15 protein-coding genes, 1 tRNA gene and 2 pseudogenes are annotated in these 16,201 nt (G+C 56.3%); 8 read left to right on the forward strand and 10 right to left on the reverse strand.

The genetic code is table 11. The features are described from left to right. Nucleotides 1-238: 238 nt before the first annotated feature. The 4 genes from AC0V6Z_RS04185 to AC0V6Z_RS04200 are packed head-to-tail and all read right to left on the reverse strand — an operon-like array spanning nucleotide 239 to nucleotide 5,727. A complete protein-coding gene (locus tag AC0V6Z_RS04185) occupies nucleotides 239-3,331 on the reverse strand; it encodes an efflux RND transporter permease subunit (RefSeq protein ID WP_472640135.1) in 3,093 nt (1,030 codons plus the stop codon). Nucleotide 3,332: 1 nt separating this feature from the next. Next, nucleotides 3,333-4,436 (reverse strand): efflux RND transporter periplasmic adaptor subunit, encoded by a 1,104-nt coding sequence (locus AC0V6Z_RS04190; RefSeq protein WP_472640136.1) that lies wholly within the window; start codon nucleotides 4,434-4,436, stop codon nucleotides 3,333-3,335. Beyond that, nucleotides 4,430-4,843: a hotdog fold thioesterase gene (locus AC0V6Z_RS04195; RefSeq protein WP_472640137.1), complete on the reverse strand. Its 414-nt coding sequence runs from the start codon at nucleotides 4,841-4,843 to the stop codon at nucleotides 4,430-4,432. The genes AC0V6Z_RS04190 and AC0V6Z_RS04195 overlap by 7 nt, the downstream gene beginning before the upstream one ends. Next, a complete protein-coding gene (locus AC0V6Z_RS04200) occupies nucleotides 4,840-5,727 on the reverse strand; it encodes an alpha/beta fold hydrolase (RefSeq protein WP_472640138.1) in 888 nt (295 codons plus the stop codon). Before AC0V6Z_RS04200 ends, AC0V6Z_RS04195 begins: the two co-directional genes overlap by 4 nt. 77 nt (nucleotides 5,728-5,804) lie before the next feature. Here AC0V6Z_RS04200 and AC0V6Z_RS04205 point away from each other — a divergent pair, with 77 nt between their 5' ends. Further along, entirely contained in the window at nucleotides 5,805-6,278 is a 474-nt protein-coding gene (locus AC0V6Z_RS04205) for a MarR family winged helix-turn-helix transcriptional regulator (protein WP_472640139.1), read from the forward strand. A gap of 278 nt (nucleotides 6,279-6,556) precedes the next feature. Here the strand turns inward: AC0V6Z_RS04205 and AC0V6Z_RS04210 are convergent. The 5 genes and pseudogenes from AC0V6Z_RS04210 to AC0V6Z_RS04230 form a co-directional block, all read right to left on the reverse strand. Continuing rightward, nucleotides 6,557-7,131, reverse strand: a pseudogene (locus AC0V6Z_RS04210) (transposase); the annotation flags it as partial. A 108-nt stretch (nucleotides 7,132-7,239) separates the two neighbouring features. Beyond that, nucleotides 7,240-7,992: a hypothetical protein gene (locus tag AC0V6Z_RS04215; protein WP_472640140.1), complete on the reverse strand. Its 753-nt coding sequence runs from the start codon at nucleotides 7,990-7,992 to the stop codon at nucleotides 7,240-7,242. 156 nt (nucleotides 7,993-8,148) lie between these two features. Continuing rightward, on the reverse strand, nucleotides 8,149-8,421 hold the full coding sequence (locus AC0V6Z_RS04220; protein ID WP_472640141.1) for a hypothetical protein: 273 nt from the start codon (nucleotides 8,419-8,421) through the stop codon (nucleotides 8,149-8,151). After that, on the reverse strand, nucleotides 8,381-9,403 hold the full coding sequence (locus AC0V6Z_RS04225) for a serine aminopeptidase domain-containing protein (RefSeq protein WP_472640142.1): 1,023 nt from the start codon (nucleotides 9,401-9,403) through the stop codon (nucleotides 8,381-8,383). Before AC0V6Z_RS04225 ends, AC0V6Z_RS04220 begins: the two co-directional genes overlap by 41 nt. 89 nt (nucleotides 9,404-9,492) lie before the next feature. Beyond that, nucleotides 9,493-10,197 carry a DUF2306 domain-containing protein gene (locus AC0V6Z_RS04230; protein WP_472640143.1) on the reverse strand — a complete coding sequence of 235 codons (705 nt, stop codon included), beginning with the start codon at nucleotides 10,195-10,197 and terminating at the stop codon, nucleotides 9,493-9,495. A gap of 185 nt (nucleotides 10,198-10,382) precedes the next feature. On the opposite strand from AC0V6Z_RS04230, the gene AC0V6Z_RS04235 reads away from it, so the two are divergent. Further along, nucleotides 10,383-11,120 carry a LytTR family DNA-binding domain-containing protein gene (locus AC0V6Z_RS04235; protein WP_472640144.1) on the forward strand — a complete coding sequence of 246 codons (738 nt, stop codon included), beginning with the start codon at nucleotides 10,383-10,385 and terminating at the stop codon, nucleotides 11,118-11,120. 275 nt (nucleotides 11,121-11,395) lie between these two features. Here AC0V6Z_RS04235 and AC0V6Z_RS04240 read toward each other — a convergent pair. Further along, nucleotides 11,396-11,472 (reverse strand) — tRNA-Arg (locus tag AC0V6Z_RS04240). Nucleotides 11,473-11,610: 138 nt separating this feature from the next. Between AC0V6Z_RS04240 and AC0V6Z_RS04245 the strand changes: the two genes are divergently transcribed. From AC0V6Z_RS04245 to AC0V6Z_RS04270, 6 genes and pseudogenes are all read left to right on the forward strand, one after another. Beyond that, on the forward strand, nucleotides 11,611-12,018 hold the full coding sequence (locus tag AC0V6Z_RS04245; protein ID WP_472640145.1) for a hypothetical protein: 408 nt from the start codon (nucleotides 11,611-11,613) through the stop codon (nucleotides 12,016-12,018). Between the two features lie 62 nt (nucleotides 12,019-12,080). Then, the gene (locus AC0V6Z_RS04250; protein WP_472640146.1) at nucleotides 12,081-12,602 is read left to right on the forward strand and encodes an MmcB family DNA repair protein; all 522 of its coding nucleotides are present in this window, start codon (nucleotides 12,081-12,083) and stop codon (nucleotides 12,600-12,602) included. Nucleotides 12,603-12,702: 100 nt separating this feature from the next. Continuing rightward, nucleotides 12,703-13,464 (forward strand): sterol desaturase family protein, encoded by a 762-nt coding sequence (locus AC0V6Z_RS04255; RefSeq protein WP_472640147.1) that lies wholly within the window; start codon nucleotides 12,703-12,705, stop codon nucleotides 13,462-13,464. Continuing rightward, nucleotides 13,461-13,904: a DUF2141 domain-containing protein gene (locus AC0V6Z_RS04260; protein ID WP_472640148.1), complete on the forward strand. Its 444-nt coding sequence runs from the start codon at nucleotides 13,461-13,463 to the stop codon at nucleotides 13,902-13,904. Before AC0V6Z_RS04255 ends, AC0V6Z_RS04260 begins: the two co-directional genes overlap by 4 nt. A 245-nt stretch (nucleotides 13,905-14,149) precedes the next feature. Continuing rightward, nucleotides 14,150-14,747, forward strand: a pseudogene (locus AC0V6Z_RS04265) (PAS domain-containing protein); the annotation flags it as partial. Nucleotides 14,748-14,821: 74 nt separating this feature from the next. Continuing rightward, nucleotides 14,822-16,129 (forward strand): hypothetical protein, encoded by a 1,308-nt coding sequence (locus AC0V6Z_RS04270; RefSeq protein ID WP_472640149.1) that lies wholly within the window; start codon nucleotides 14,822-14,824, stop codon nucleotides 16,127-16,129. Nucleotides 16,130-16,201 lie beyond the last annotated feature (72 nt).

Below are 16,201 nucleotides of genomic sequence, written 5' to 3' on the forward strand. Positions count from 1 at the left end.
AAGAACAAAAAGAGATCAAATCTCGTTCCGTCTTTGCATGCAGACCACTTCGGATGCTTTGGGATGCTATGAGACGCGAAACAAATTTCGAGCAGCATTCAATCGACCGAGAGTGAGTCAGCAATGCGCCCTAATGTCGGCCATTTGATGGACATTCTGCTCGCCCTGAAAGCGGACAGAACCTGTTCGACCGCGCGCTCATGACAAGAATTGGCAATTACTAATCCAACACTCCGTATTAGGATGGTCGACGCACGAACGAGGATCGAAAACTGTTCACGACGCTTCGTAAGTCAGAGGCTGCCGCATAAGCTGCGGGTATCACCAATAGCGTGAGGAACGTTGACGTTGTGAGACCGCCGATAATGATGAAACCCATTGCGTTTCTCCACTCGGCTGCATCTGACTGGGCCAATGCAACGGGCATCAGCCCGAAGACGGCAGCCAATGCTGTCATGAGTACAGGTCGCAAGCGTTCCGGCGCGGCATCGCGCATGGCCGTGGCCGCGTCTTTACCCGCCTGTCGGTATTGGTTGGCAAGATCGACAAGCAGAATGCCGTTTTTCATGACTATCCCCATAAGCGCGATCATGCCGATCTGGGCGAACAGGCTCATCTCCTGTCCCGCCGCCCACATCACGAAATAGGCGCCGGAAAAGGATAATGGCGCTGTTAGCATGATGATAATGGGTTGCCCGAAGCTGTTGAACTGGCTCGCAAGGACAATGTAGAGCGCGACGATCGCCAATGCGAAGGCAAAGATAATCGCCTCGCTGGTTTCGGCGAGCCTGCGAGCAGTGCCTTCCATTTGCGTTGTTAGATCTGCTGGCGCTGGTCTGGCGGCCAGTAGGTCTTCCGCATCGGATACCGCAACGCTCAACGGCACACCCGGTGCCGTATTTGCGAGCACTGAAATCTGGCGGGAGCGATCAATACGTTGGATTTCAGCAGCGCTCAGCGCAACATCTATATCGGCAATCGCGGCCAGATCGACCAGCGTGCCCTGCCCAGTTCTGAGCGGTATGGCCTCGATATCGCTCAATTCTTGCCGCCCGCTTTCCTCCATTCGAACACGAACGTCATAGCGGCGCCCATCCGCCTCGAAGGTTCCGGCATCGCTCCCACCGACAAGCGTAAGCGAAGCGGCGGCCAAGCTGCGCGCCGAGATACCAATATCTGCTGCGCGCTCTCGGTCGAGCACAATTTGCAGCTCGGGTCTGCCGCCCTCATAAGTTGAACGCACGTCGACGAAATCGGACCGCGCGGCCAATTCGCCTTCGATCAATTGCGCGTATTCGTTGATTTGGGCGGTATCCGCCCCGGTAATGATCAGTTCAATCGCTGTCTGCCCAACCCCGGCGCCTGATACCCAGGGAACTTCCGCCACCGACACTTCCCGAGCTGTCGGAACATTGTGGAGCATCGCCTCGCGCGCGAAAGTCATCACGTCGTTTTGCGTTGCCTCCCGGGTGCGCTTGTGCGTCAAGCCGACATAGACATCGAGTTCATTGACCTTTGGATTGGTCCCGCTGCCTGCGCTTACGAAAACAAGCTCGACCTCCGGATTTTCGCGCAAGGCCGTATCGACCTGTTGCGCAGCATCTCTCGCCGCAGCGACCCCGGTATCGAGCGGGAGCTTAACCGTCGCGAGAAATTCCGACCGATCCGTAGTGGACATGAATGTGCTGGGGACAAGCGCAGCGAAAAAACCACCCAAGAACACGCTAGCAAGCGCTCCGCCAAGCACGAGGTAATGGCGGCGGATCGCCCATGACACTAACCTTTCATAGCGTTTGCGCATCCCGACATGAAACTGTTCAATACGTGCGAACCTGCCACTATCTGCATGTTCGGGACGCAGCAACCGTGCCGATAGAGCAGGCGTGAGAGTGAAGGCGACCAGCATCGAAACGCTGACCGAGAATACGATAGCCAAGCCATACTGGAAGAAGAAACGGCCCACGATCCCTTCCATGAAGGCGATCGGCACGAACACCGCCAGCGTCGCAAAAGTCCCTGCCAGCACGGCCAACGCCACCCGTTTGGTAGCCGCATGGGCAGCTTCGGCTGCCTCTGCACCTTCATCCACATCGTTTTGAACCGCTTCGACTACGACAATGGCGTCATCCACCAGCAGGCCGATGGCGACCGTAAGCGCCAACAAAGTGACCATGTTGATGGTAAAGTCGAATGCAGCAAAGGCTACGAAAGTTGCGATAATCGAGGTGGGGATGGCCAGCAACACGATTATGGTCGCGCGCCAGCTGAGAAGGAAAAGAAAGGTCACCGCGACCACGAGCACCACAGCAATGAAAAGGTCGAACAGCACGTCACCGATGGCTTGTTCGATGAAGCGCGAAGTATCACGCGCGATGACGAAATTGACGCCTTTGGGAGCCGTCTCACGAAGGGTCTCGATCTCTGCACGGATTTGCTCTGCTACCGCAACGGTATTCTCGCCGCTCTGCTTACGCACTTCGAGGACAACGCCTGGTTCACCATCGAGTTGTGCATAGCTGGTCTCGTCTTCAATCGAGTCCTCAACCCGTCCGACGTCGCCGATCCGTACGGTCTGTCCATTGGGCCGATAAGCGATCGGAATTGCCGCGAATTCTGCCGCGCTTTGCGCTTCGGCGAGGGTCCGGATACCGAATTGGCGCGTGCGTCCTTCCGTGACGAGGCGCCCTCCGGGCAGCTCGGCATTCTCGCGCTGGATTGCGCCAAGCACGTCATCCGCTGTGACCCCGCGTGCGCGCATCGCAGGCGCATCGAGCCAGATACGCATTTCACGCTCGCGCCCTCCGATGAGCTCAACCGAGCCTACCCCGGCAACGCGCTGCAAACGTTCTTTCACCTCTTCGTCCGCGAAAGTGGTTAGGTCGCGGATAGGCATTTCACCCGATAGAAGGACCGAGAGGATTGGCGCGGCATCGGGATCGACCTTCTCGATCACGGACGGCTCGGAATCTGTGGGCAGATCGGCTCCCAGCCGCGACATCTTGTCGCGCACTTCCTGTGCCTTTAGATCGGCATCTTCCTCCAGCTCGAATTCGAGATTGACGATGCTGACACCGTCGGCGCTGATCGAGCGCATCTGACGAAGCCCAGCGATTGTATTGAGCTGTTCTTCAACGATGTCGGTGACTTCGGTTTCTACCGTACCGGGTGATGCACCGGGCAATGTGGTGGTCACAGAAACATAGGGAAATTCAACTTCTGGAAAAAGGTCAACGCCAAGCCGATTAAATGAGACGAGCCCCAGCACAACGAGCGATGCGATAAGCATCGTTGCAAAGACCGGGCGTCGGATCGATACGTCCGCGAGCCACATATCAGTTCAGGTCGCCGGTTTGGCGAGGTTCTACCAGCTCGCCGTCTCGTAAGGAAGCTCCCGGATCGAGGACAAGCTCATCACCCGGCTCCAGCCCCGTTCGAATGCGAATGCGGTCGAGATCGAGACTCTCAAATGTGACTTCTTGGCGCTGTGCTTTCCCATCGGCCACCACGAAGACATGCGCAGCGGAGCTGTCGCCGAGGATAGCAGTGCGTGGCACAATGATAGCTTGCACTGTTGGCACGTCGATTTCGGCTCGCGCGGCCAGACCGGAGCTTATGCGGTAGTTCGGATTGGCGATGGGTAGCCGCAATTCGACCATCCGGCTTTCGGGATCGACCCGGTCGTTGATGATATAGACAATGCTATCGAGCGGCTCATCGAACCCTTCGATGTAGACACGAGCGGGCATATTTCGCCGGAAGACGTCAACATATTCCTGCGGCGCGTTCACGATGGCGGCAACCGTTCCGAGTTCTTGCAATTGGAGTGCCGCTGATTGTCCTCCCATTGAAAAGCGGTTGTTGAGATAGACCCCTTCATCGACGAACCTGGCTGTAACTACGCCATCGTATGGCGCTCGCGTGATGGTATCGGACAACGCTTGCTGCGCGGTGCCGAGCGCCGCCAAAGCTTGTGTTTTTTGCGCTCGCGCAACGGCAAGTTCCGTTTCGACCGCATCGACCTGCGCTTTTGATACGAAACCCTTAGGTGCAAGCGCGATAACCCGTTCGTAGCGCCGCTCTGCCTCGATCGCTTGGGCATTGGCGAGATCGACGGCGGCCTGCGCTTCGGCCACGCGCCGCTGGTAGTCAGCCTGACGGATGCGAAAGAGCGGTTGGCCGCGCGATACCCTGTCGCCGACCTTCACGAAAATGCGCTCAACCGGCCCCTCTGCAAGCGCCCCGATCGAGCTGCTTTGCTTGGCCGCGATGGTGCCGAATGCTTTCACCGGGTCGGCGAGCAATTCGGTTTCGACGGCCAATGTCTGAACTTTGCGCGGACCAGACTGCGTTTCTTGGTCGGCCTCGATTTCGGCCACATCACCGGAGCATGCGGCAAGAGCCAAACAGAAAGCAGCTAGAGTGGCGCGCGCTAACATATGTAGGCCCCCCTGCCGCTGGCGATCAGTTTGCCTTCCGGTCCAACTATCCGGCTTTCGGCAACTGAGATTTGCCTTCCGACCTTGACCACTTGGCCGGTCACAGTGAGCGGCCCAGAAGTCGCCGGGCGATGATAGTCAACTCTAAGATCGGCGGTCGCTTTCGCTGTCACGCCTTGCGAGAGCAAAGTGTAAAGCCCGGTGAGGTCAATCAGCGAAGCAAGCACCCCGCCATGAACTGAACCGATCATCGGGTTCGAGATGATCTCTTCGCGCCATGGCATTTCCAGCTCAATCTGCTCGCTCGAACACGACTTTACCGTCAGGCCAAGCCATTGATGAAATGGAGCAATCCGCAACAGCTCATCAAGGCGTTCGCGATCGATTGGACCCTGCTCCTTGCTCATGCTGTAGCACCTTGGGGTGGATGATGGCGGGTTAGGAAATCGAGGATCGCTGCCGAAAAGGCATCGTTGGCGTCACCCACGACCATATGCGTTGCGTCTGCGATGTCGGAATATTCGGTGTGCGGGACTAGGTCGCGCAAATGCGCCACCGCCTCTTCGGAAACTAGATCGCTCGATCCTCCACGAATGAGATGCAGCGGCAGCGAGAGTCGACTGGCCGCATCGCTTAGCGCATCGAATTGCCGATCCTGATGAGCCGGATCGCTTCGCTTCGCGGTCATGATATTGCGGATAAAGGCTGGGTCCCAGTGCCAATAGTAACGACCGTCTTCCTTCTGCCGCAAATAGCGCCGTAGACCTTCTCCAGCCCTGCGCTTACGGCGATGCGGCATGTAGCTCGCGATGACTTCTGCCGCTTCTTCAGGCGAAGAAAAACCAGTCTCGACGTGCTCTTCCATGAAACCGACCACACGCATCACACCGCCCGGTTCCATACGCGGCGCGATGTCGACAAGAGTCATTGATGCAAAGCTGTCTGGCGCAAGATGCCCTTCGGCGATCATTCCGGCGATTCCACCGAGAGAAGCACCCACTAGCGCTGGGGCGCGGTCCATCTGCGAGGCGATTGCAACGAGGTCAGAAGCGAAGTCTCGAAAATCGTATGCTCCGCTCGCAGCCCAATCGCTGTCGCCATGACCGCGCATATCGATCGCAATTGCGCGGTAGCCAGCTTTGGCCAGATCACCTGTCACGCGCTTCCACGCACGGCGCGTCTGCCCGCCGCCATGTGCCAGCAGGATGGGCATCGCACCCTCGTCACCAACCGCCTCTGCGGCAAGGGAGAGTCCTCCCGCTCCATCAATTCTGGTGGTCAAAATCTCCATATCGCAAGCCACTATATTGTAAATTGCTTTACAGTAAATGACTTTATCTAAACCGATGCTGTGTTAAGGTGCCTTGCATGGCAACAAAGCTCGACCACGATCCCGATGAAAAAGCGGCGGCATTCCTGACCGATCAAGACCGGTTGGTTTTTCTCTTGGAAGAGCTGACAAGACGATTGCGCCGAACCTTCGATACCTCAGTCGAACAGTTTGGACTCACTCGCACCCAGTGGCGCGCATTGGCCTATCTCTACCGCACACCCGGCATGACCCAGACCGAACTGGCCGGGAAGCTGGAGCTGGAGCGTGCAAGCATCGGACAGGCTATTGACCGACTAGAAGAGTTGGGCCTGGTAGAACGGCGCAGCGCCAAAAACGACCGCCGAGTGTGGCAGGTGCACCTGCGACCCGCTGCAATCGAGTTACTCCCACAGATGCGAGTCGAAGCGGATCAGGTCTATGCGCGCTTGCTTGCGGGAATAAAGGGCGAGGACTTGGAAACGTTCAAGTCCACCTTGGCCGCAATGCAGAGCAATCTGGGCGATGCCTAACGGGCGGAAGAAAATTGCTCATTGCGAGCTAGATTCGGTGCCAACACCGAGAAGCGGGGGTAATTCTGCTCATTGGCCTTTTGTGTCCGCAAATAGGTCGTAAGCAAAATGTCTGGTTTATAGCTGTGATTGGCCAAAAGCAGCCTGACAGCAATCGGCCCACGTTGAGCCATCGCTCACCGACTGAAATTGGGGGTGAAAGCGGACATTGCCAAACTGCCGTTTCAGAGTTTGGCCTGCCCCATTATGGTGGTCCACCGGTTAAGTTAGAGTTCCGACCACAACCGTCCACGCTTGCCTGCTTCTGCGGCACCTTGAGCCCCTCACGTCGCCATATCCGTTCAAGCCGCTTGGTGTTCACCAACCAACCTTCATTGCGCAGCAGTGCTGTGATCTGACGGTAGCCATGGCGGCCATATTGCTGAGCTAGGCGGACAATCACCGATGTCAGTGGCTTCTCATCTGCAGGTTGCGTTGGGTCGAGCGGTGCTGGCCAACGACCTTGTAGGCACGACGTTGGGACACGCCCAACACCTCCTGCACATGATCGATGGCCAGTCGACGCCGTGAAGGCTTAGTACTTTCCCTCCACAACCTCCTTCAATACTAGGGCATCCAGCGTCAGATCAGGCACCGCTTTCCTATGCCGCTGGTTCTCCTTCTCCAGATCCTTCAAGCGCCTCGCCTGGTTCACCTTTAGTCCGCCATACTCACGTCGCCAGCGGTAGTAGCTCTGCTCCGAGATGCCCAGCGACCGGCTGATCGCACCAACCCTCTCTCCCTGCGATAGCCTCACCTTGGCCTCACGCAGCATCCCGACAATCTGTTCTGGCGTGTATCTCTTCCGTGCCATTCTCAGCTCCTTTCAAGCTGTAAATAGCCAAAATCCTAACTCTCAGTGTGGCTCACTTTCCTAGGGGCAGGCCAGGGTGCTGTTAGGCGCAATGCGCGACCCTTGCAGTCAGTCTGACAAGACCAATAGCCGTGCAAGCGGGCCGCCCTTGTCGGAAGAGTGCGAGCCTTGGTTGTTAGTATAAGGACGATCCCCGTCCCAACTAACAAATTGATCGACGACTTTATCGGCTTCGATATCGGTTAAGGATACGCGAGAATATGACATCTCACTGGGCCAAGCGAGTTGGTCTCGTTCGGCAGCGAGTAGATATTCAGCTGTTGATGTATCGACTTCTTGAGCGGTGATGCATATCGTCAAATCTGATGCAATATGACGATCATCAATTTGGCTTGTCAGTTTTGCCTCCCTACCAAGGCAAGCGTCTTCATTATATCCCCGTTGATAACGGATGATTGGACTCTCCCCAATCTCAATGAAATCTAACGTTCCGTCTCCAACCTTCACTAGGAACGGCGCATAACATTGTTCAAATGAGTGAGAGCCAAAACAGGAATAGGCAGCTTGCTCGACTCTCGAAAAACCAGGATCGCGAATACGCAGACTTTTTACCGTAACATCCTGACCAATAGAAGTTTGTCTTTTCGGAGAATTTCTAAAATCACTCTCTTGGAGGCTGGCAACTGGATATTGCGCAAAATACAGAGCACCAAGAGCAAGGTAGCCCCAAATCCCCCAGACAAGAGGGTTGGATGCGCGGCGAAATCGAGGAAAGAACTGGAGAGCCAAACAGACGGCCAAGCTGATGAGGAAGATCAAATTCAGAGCCAAAAAATTTGCGTAATCTTCGGTCAAAAACATGCCAATCCTCCGAACTTCGAATGTCCCATAACGTTAGTCCGGCCGCACCTTTCGATGTCATGCGTCTCAGCGGATGAGTCGCAAGCTAAAGGCTGACCTTCCGTTCCGTCCAATCGGCGGCGGCCACCTCGCTAGCCGCCTGATTTATCACCGCTTTCACCTATCGACCACGAATGCTCTGCCGTAATCGGCCTTAACCGCACCCTTGGCCCAATCCGCCATCAGATCGTAATAGTCTGGCGTCACTTGGGTCATTTCACGTGAACCATCATCGCGTAAAGTGTATTCCCACATGCCGTGATCAGTGTCCGGGAATGTGTAAATCGTGATGTCTTTGCCTTCCTGTCTGAGAGTGGACAGTCTCTCTAACGTAAGATCAATCGGTGCTTCACGATCTTCGCTTAGCGAGAACCCAAAGTTGAGGCACATCAACGCTTCGCATCACAGCCATTGGGTTTAGCGTCCAGTCAATATCTAGATCGTTGAAGCGTGGGACGCCATTTTCAGCCAGTTCCGCTGCAGACGTCTTCAAAAAGACACCGCTATATCCCCCTTGGATCACTGAGAACCAAGGTTCTGCAGAGTACCTTCGTTGAAGATCGCTTAGTTCATCCAGACCATCGGTATAATCGGATGAGGCAATTCTAGCTGTCACGTCGGTAATCTCAACCGCTGCCGCCAGAACGCTCTCTGGGTATCCTGCGTCACGAAGTTCCTTTTGGACCTGTGCTGCATCTTCTTCCCGAATATCGGCAACAAGGCCGTATCCAATGCTGATGAAATCAGCCCGCGCATCTTTGGCGGCGAGCGGTGCGATCCACCCTCCTTGGCTCAGCCCTACGAGACCGAGGCGCCCAAACCGGCCTTCGGCCAATCGCTTTGCCTCTCGAGAAGCCGCCACCAAGTCCTTTGCAAGCAATGGAAAGTTCTGACTGTATCGGCCCTCAGACTGTCCCGTACCCCGCTTGTCATAGACGAATACCGAGATGCCACGTCCCACCATCTGATACGGATCGCGCGCCCGCTCAATCCAGGCCGTATCTTCGGAGCCATGTGCAAACACCAATAGTGGCGTGCTATTATCGGCACCAATCGGTTCAATAAGACGGCCGGTTAGCAGAATGCCATCGGCGAGAAAGTGGGTGTCGGTTTGGATGATGGGAACTCTATCCCAGACTTCAGCACTTTCAATACGCACGTCCCCGTCGCCGCATTCTACCATTGCTCCCGGCGATTGAATATTGCCCAGAATGCCATCGTCGAAGCTATACGCGAAGCCCTCACCAGACCGGGTTATCGCTACAAATCGCCTGGCGTCGGTCCGATAGATTCCGACCTGGCATGCCAGAGGCGAGAACTCCCGCGTCGCCTGTGGTGTTCGCAGCTCAGAAGCGGTTTGCAAAGCAGGCATGCAAGCGGATGTGAAAAGGGCGCATGCGAATAAAGGAGAGTTTCCTAGTGTCATGTTTATGTCATCCGGCGTGAGTGAGATAGATCAACCTACTCTCTTGTTTGTCCAATTGGCGATTGGGCTACATTGTTATCAGCACTCTTTGTGGTCAGCGGGGGCCAAAGGATAAAGAGAATGATCAGCATAGTACTCAACCCGGCCGGTAGAAATATACTCCATGGCTGCAGCGCGATCATGACATTGCCTCCAGCTGCGGAAAGCAAGGCACCGAAACTGCCAAGCATTTTGACGATGTGCTCGTTCAACCATGAGCGTTTCAGCCAAGCTGCTCCGCCAATATTGCGCAGAAGATCATAGAAGGAGAATGCAAACATATTCCCAAGAGCGGAATAGCTTATTGTTGCTGCGTCCTGTGGTCCGGCCTGGATTAGAGCGATGATTCCTAAACCAGCAAGAATGGCGGCGCATGAGAGAGCGTTGTCGAAGGTCTTTGGTCCGCTCGTCCGAATAGTAAATACACGCACAGCGGAGATCAGCAGGTAGCTCGCAGACAGAGTCAGGGAGGCAAGGAGGGATCTAAAGCCGAAGACAAATGTACCAATGACGGCTGTCACCAACGCAACGGACATGACGAGCACGAAGAGCTTGCCGACGCGACGGTGCGTTGCACCTCCCTTGCGAGAGAAGATTTGATAAATGCCCAGCAAGATTGCCAAGGTTCCAAAGCTGACGTGGATGAGAATATTAAAATTATGTGCGAAGCTGTAATCAGCAAGCACCTCTAGCCAGTGCATAGCAGAAGTATCCTTGTTATGATGCTGTCTTTCCGTCAGAATTATGGGCTACAGGAAAATGTTGTGAAGTCGCTAGAAGCCGAATTGTACGCGGAATTCGCAAGTGGTAGCGTAAAGCCGCTGGCGTTTCGCGAATGGTAGAGAGATCAAAGCCTGTTTCACGCATGCGAGGGAGGACGCGCGCATTGGAGGGCGCGTTCATTCTGATTCTTGGTTTAGGGATCGGCCTTGCCGGGCCTTATGGTACTTTCGTTTCCCTCTCTTTGGAAACGCGTCTTTTATACTGGGTGACCATGCTGTTCGTGCCCTGGTGTATCTGGCAGGGGTTAAAAGCTCTTGTGATGCTGATTGCTCCGAGTTCGTTTTCACCGCGCCTGATGACAGCCTTGTTGATGCCTGGCTTTGCGATTGTCGGTTCGGCTTTCGGCGTACTGATGAATTGGCTCTTTGGCTTGATGCCAATGGATATGCCCTTCCTGCAGGCTTGGCCTATCGCGCTGGTTGCTTGGCTTGGCTTTTCGTTTCTGATCGTTTTACCACTTTTGATACTTGGTCAGGAGATCAGCCGCACCAGTGAACGCGAGGGCGCGTCCAAGGCAATAGACCTTCTGAAGCGCAAGCTCCCAGCAGAGCTACAAGCGAGCCCTCTCATCGCTATGAAAGCAGAGGATCATTATGTCCGTGTCTATGCTGAGACTGGGGATACATTGATCCTGATGAGTTTCGAAGATGCGCTCATCGCAGTGGCAGGGTATCAAGGCGTACAAACACACCGCTCCTGGTGGATTGCACTGGATCAAGATATTGCCAAAGCAAAACTACACTCGCTTGGCGCCTCTATTACCCTTAGACAAGGGGTTAGGGTTCCGGTCAGCCGCAGGCGTAAAAAAGCTGTCAAAGCGGCCTTGGCAGGGTTGGTATAGCGCCCGCTAGTCAAACACTGAACTTTCGACTTTTTTGGGTCGGAAGCGGAAGGTCTGCTTCAGTACACAGTCTCGGCCAAGCCGACATTTCTGCAAGTCATCTCACAGCGCAAAGCCAAGCCGATTCGTACAAATTTGGACAGTTACGAACCTTTATGGACGCACGAGCTTGCAAAAACTGCTGATTTTCCGGGGAAAAATCACGGCCTGCACTTATATTTCACTTACGGCCCTCCTCGGCGAAATTGTGCGGCGCGGCAAGTGTTTGAAAAAGCTGGCGCACCCGAGAGGATTCGAACCTCTGGCCTCTGCCTTCGGAGGGCAGCGCTCTATCCAGCTGAGCTACGGGTGCCACGACGCCTCACGGCATCTGCGGCGCGCGTCTAGCAAGCTGATCACCGCCGCACCACCCAAAAACGCGTTTCGCGGCGCATTTGCCTACGCGCGGTTAACCGATCGGCAATACGCCTAAGCTAGTCCGGATGGCCTTATGTCAGCATTTTATCCCGACCAAGCTCGCGCCATGCGCCGCGCCGCAGCAGCACCCAAGCCGCAAGCCCAATTTGCACAAAATTGGCGGCACCTGCACGATCAAGCGGGCGAAGTGGCTGAGCTTGCCGAGCTATCGGGCGAAAAGTTTGAAGGCGAGATCGCTGCGTTTCCCGGCAATCTCTCGGATGCTGGAAAAACCGCTCAGGAACTGGCCTGGCAAGGGATCGAAGACATTGATGCGATGTTGCAGCCGGGGTTGACCGCTCTACGCACGATCACCGCGCGCGGCCAGGATGCGTCGGTGCCGGCGCTGGCGCTGTGGCGTGAGTTTCACTGCGCGCGCGGCGCGATGTTGCGCCTGATCGGCGTGGATCACAGCGCGGCGCTTGGGCGGAATGCCGCCTGAAATTAAGCCGAACACAGCGCAAGAGGCTTGACCAAGTTCTTGCTATGTTCCAGTTTCATTGAATGACCAGTGAGACCTCCACCACCATCGATTCGCAGCGCCCCGGCGGTTCAGCGGCCAGCCCGCCCCCTGTGACCGCCAAAGAAGCGGCGCGCGGGATCATGCGACTGTTTGCGCGCAATGACATTTGGTGCCTGCCGGAAATGCCGCTCAAAAATGGACGACGGGCCGATCTGATGGGGGTCGATGCCAAGGGGCAGATCGTGATCGTAGAGATCAAGGTCGCGCGCAGCGATTTGCTCGGCGATAGCAAGTGGCCGGATTACCTGGATTTCTGCGATCGCTTTTTCTGGGGGCTTGCGCCCGGATTGGATCGCAGCCCGCTGGAAAGTGAGGCCTATCAACCGGACGCCTGCGGCGTGATCGTCGCCGATGGTTATGATGCAGAGATCCTGCGCCATGCCCCATTACAGCCGCTCGCACCGGCACGCCGCAAGGCACAGGTGGAGCGCCTGGCCAGAGCGGCGATGCGGCGGCACACCGCAATACTCGATCCTGACTGCAGCGATCTGGCACTCGGTTAGGTTCGCGGGCAGCCGCCCGGTCGGCCAGCAAGCGACCACCGCACAAGCTCATAGGCAAAGCGCCTGTTCTGCGTCATAGTCCGCGCGATGGGCATGGTTTATGATTGAAGGCTATAGCATCCCGGTCACCATTGCGCTGAGCAGTGCGGCAGTAACCGTGATCATTGCTCTGCGCTATCTGCTTACCAGCGGATTGTTCGACCTGCTGACCCGTAAGGCCCGGCCCGGCCTGTATGATGGGCAAGGCAAACAGATCGCGCGCGAAATTCGCTGGTCGCTGCTATCCGCTGGGATATTCGGCGTGCCCGCTGCGGCCGCGATCTGGAGCTGGCGGCATCACGATCTCACTTTCCTTTACAGTGATATAAGCGACTATCCGCTGTGGTATCTACCGGTGTCGCTGATGCTCTATCTGCTGGCGCATGACACCTGGTTTTACTGGACTCACCGGCTGATGCACCGCCCGCGCTGGTTTAAGTTGGCGCACCGGGTCCACCATGACAGCCGCCCGCCAACCGCCTGGACGGCGATGAGCTTTCACCCGATTGAGGCGGTGAGCGGCGCGATCATCATCCCGCTGCTGATGTTTGTGATTCCCATTCACGTCGTGACTTTGGGCATTGTGCTGACCGTGATGACGGTGATGGGCGTGACCAATCATATGGGGTGGGAGATATTTCCGCGCTGGATTGTTCATTCCGCGTTGGGGAATTGGGTGATAACAGCCAGCCATCACGAGCGACATCACGAGGATTATCAATGCAATTTCGGACTTTATTTCAGAATATGGGACAGGATTTGCAAAACCGATTCTGGATTGTCGCGCCGTATAGTCGAACAGGCCGGACACGCGCCGGGATGAGCCGGATCATCGCCTCCAGCCTGATCACAGGCACAGCTGCGACGGGCATGGCCGCCCCAGCTCAGGCGAGCGAGGTGGAGATCTCGATCACCAATATTCGCTCGACCAAAGGCGTGGTCCGGGCCTGCCTGACCAAGCATAAAGAGAGCTTTCCCAATTGCCGCAAAGACCCGAACGCCCTGCGCGTGGTCGTACCGGCCACCAAGAATGCGAAGATCCGCTTCACCGGCGTTGCACCGGGCACCTATGCGATTGCGCTGCTGCATGATGAAAACGACAATGGCAAAGCGGACCGCGCCCTTGGCATGATGCCCAAGGAAGGGTTCGGCTTCTCTCGCGACGCAAAGGTTCGCCTGGGTCCGCCCAAATACAAGGACGCCGTGTTTGAGCATGGCACCGCCAATCAGGCGATGACCATAAAAATGCGCTACTTGCTCTAACCCCCCATGGCGCAAAACTATGGCAGGCTGACGCCAGCCCGCCGGAAAGCCTTCTGAGCGGAGCGGAACCCTAACTTCCAGGCTAAGCAAAACACCACGACGTCAATCCAGCAAACCGGCGGCATGCGCGCTTAAAGACGCCTTTTTTGATGACGGCACAACTTTCCCGCGCAACTTAACGACATGTTTACCATGCACCTTCAAAACGCTCCCAAGAACCGTTTAAAAAGGGGCAATTACGGGCCATGGACAATCTTCGGGGCGCTTTCGATTCTACGGAACCAGCCGACGACAATCAGGATTGGGATACCGGTGAAGAGCAGGACGCACGCGACCTGCCGCCGGATCTCGATCGGCCAGGATGAGCGCCGCATGCAAGTGCGCGCTTACAATCACTGGGCCAGCCTGCTGGGTGAGCGCAATTTCCCCGCGATTGATTCGCTAGAACCGGAAAGCCTGCCTGATTTCGGGCCCTATTCGGTTGTGCTCGATTTCTCATCAGGCATCGATGATCCCGCTGTGCGCTTTCTGGGCGGCCTACTGGCCGAGGAATGCGGTACAGACGGCCATATCTCGCAGCTTTCCGATGTTCCGCCGCGCTCTTTGCTGAGCCGGATTACCGATCACTACATGCAAATTCTCGCCAATCAGGCCCCGATTGGTTTTGAAGCGGAGTTTGTGAATCAGCGCGGCGTTGCGATCCTGTATCGCGGCATCTTGCTGCCATTTTCCAGCAATGATGACACCATCGATTTCATCTATGGCGTGATCAATTGGAAGGAAATGGCCGATCAGGTGACAGCTGATGAGCTGCTGCTTGAAATTGATCAGGCGCTGGAAAGCGAAGAAGAAATCGAAGCCGAAGCGGATGAGCCGCAAAAACATGCCGCCGACGCGCTTGCTGAATGGGCAGATTCATGCCGACGACCGAAATGAGCGAAGCCGCAAGCCACGAACCCGCTGAGTCAGAAGTGCTGGACCTGGATGTGGTGGCTGAAGAAGAAGAAAAATCACCACTCGACCTAGGCGAGTTTGCCAGCATCGCATCAATTGGCGGCGCTGCAGGGTCCGCTGAAGAGGACGCGGAATACGGCGAAAAGGACAGTGCCGATCTGCCGATGCCGAGCTTTGGCGATTACGGCCTCGACGAGCCGGAAGACGAAGACGAGGAAGAAGACAGTTCAGCCGATTATGGCTTTGCCTCGTTGACCGATTACATCGAAGCACCGACCAAAAAGGCCAAAGCGCTGGAAATGGATCCGGACGAGCTTGAAAGCGAAAACGCTGAGATGGGTTCGGGCGAATACAATCCAGCCGATTACAATGCTGGCAATGACGATGCGGCGGATTACGCCCAGGATAACGCAGAACCAGAGCATGTCGCAGACCTACGCCCGCTCAATCCTGTCCCCGCTGCACCTGTTGCTAGCGAGCCTGAGCCGGAAGCAATCGAGCCGGTGGCTGAAGAAGCCCCGATTGAAGAGGCTCTTGCTGAAGAACCAGAAGCCATCGAGCCAGAGCCTGTGGCCGAGGAAGCACCCGCCGCGCCAGCCGTCCCGCAGCGCACGTCGCTTGAGGAAGTGGCTGATGCGATCAGCCTCGCCGATGAATTGCCAGAGGACGCAGGTCTGTATGATTGCCTTGCCTCTGCACGCGAGCTGGCTGAGACCGCCAACGCAACTGAAGATCGCAGCCGCCAAGCGCTTTATGCCGCTGTTGGCCGCGCCTATGACTTCTCGCTCGCCGCCAAGGATGCGCCAGAGGATTATGCTGAACTGATCGCGGAAAGCGGCCTAACCGTTCAAGAACGCGCGCCGATGACCCCGGTTGTGAAGCTGGTGTTTGGCAGCGATTACGACAAAACGCGCCTTACCGAATATGCGACCGTCCTGACCCATGCACACCGCGTTGGTTTGGAACGGGGCAGCCTCGCTGGCTTCCTGCGCGAAGCCGAAGGCGGTCTCAAAGGTGTCGTCAGTTCCGAGCGCCGTCTGCGCCGTGAAGAAGCCGGCAAGCCGGTTGAAGAGGCGGGCAAGGTCCGCGCTGAACTCGCTAATAAGCTGCGCGAGCTGGAAGCTCTCACCTTAGAAGCGCTGAGTCATGAAGGACCAGAATTTGGCCTGGTCATGGTTCGCCGCAATGAGCTGGGCGAAGTCGAGCTACTTGGTGAGATCGAGCAAGACATTCCGATGATCGAGCGCGCCGCTCGCAAGCTGGTTGGCTAACACAACACCGCCAGAACGAACTACATCGCTGCAAATTTTTGACGCCTTCGGCCCTATACGCATGGGACCGGA

This window comes from Erythrobacter sp. SN6-5, assembly GCF_057364945.1.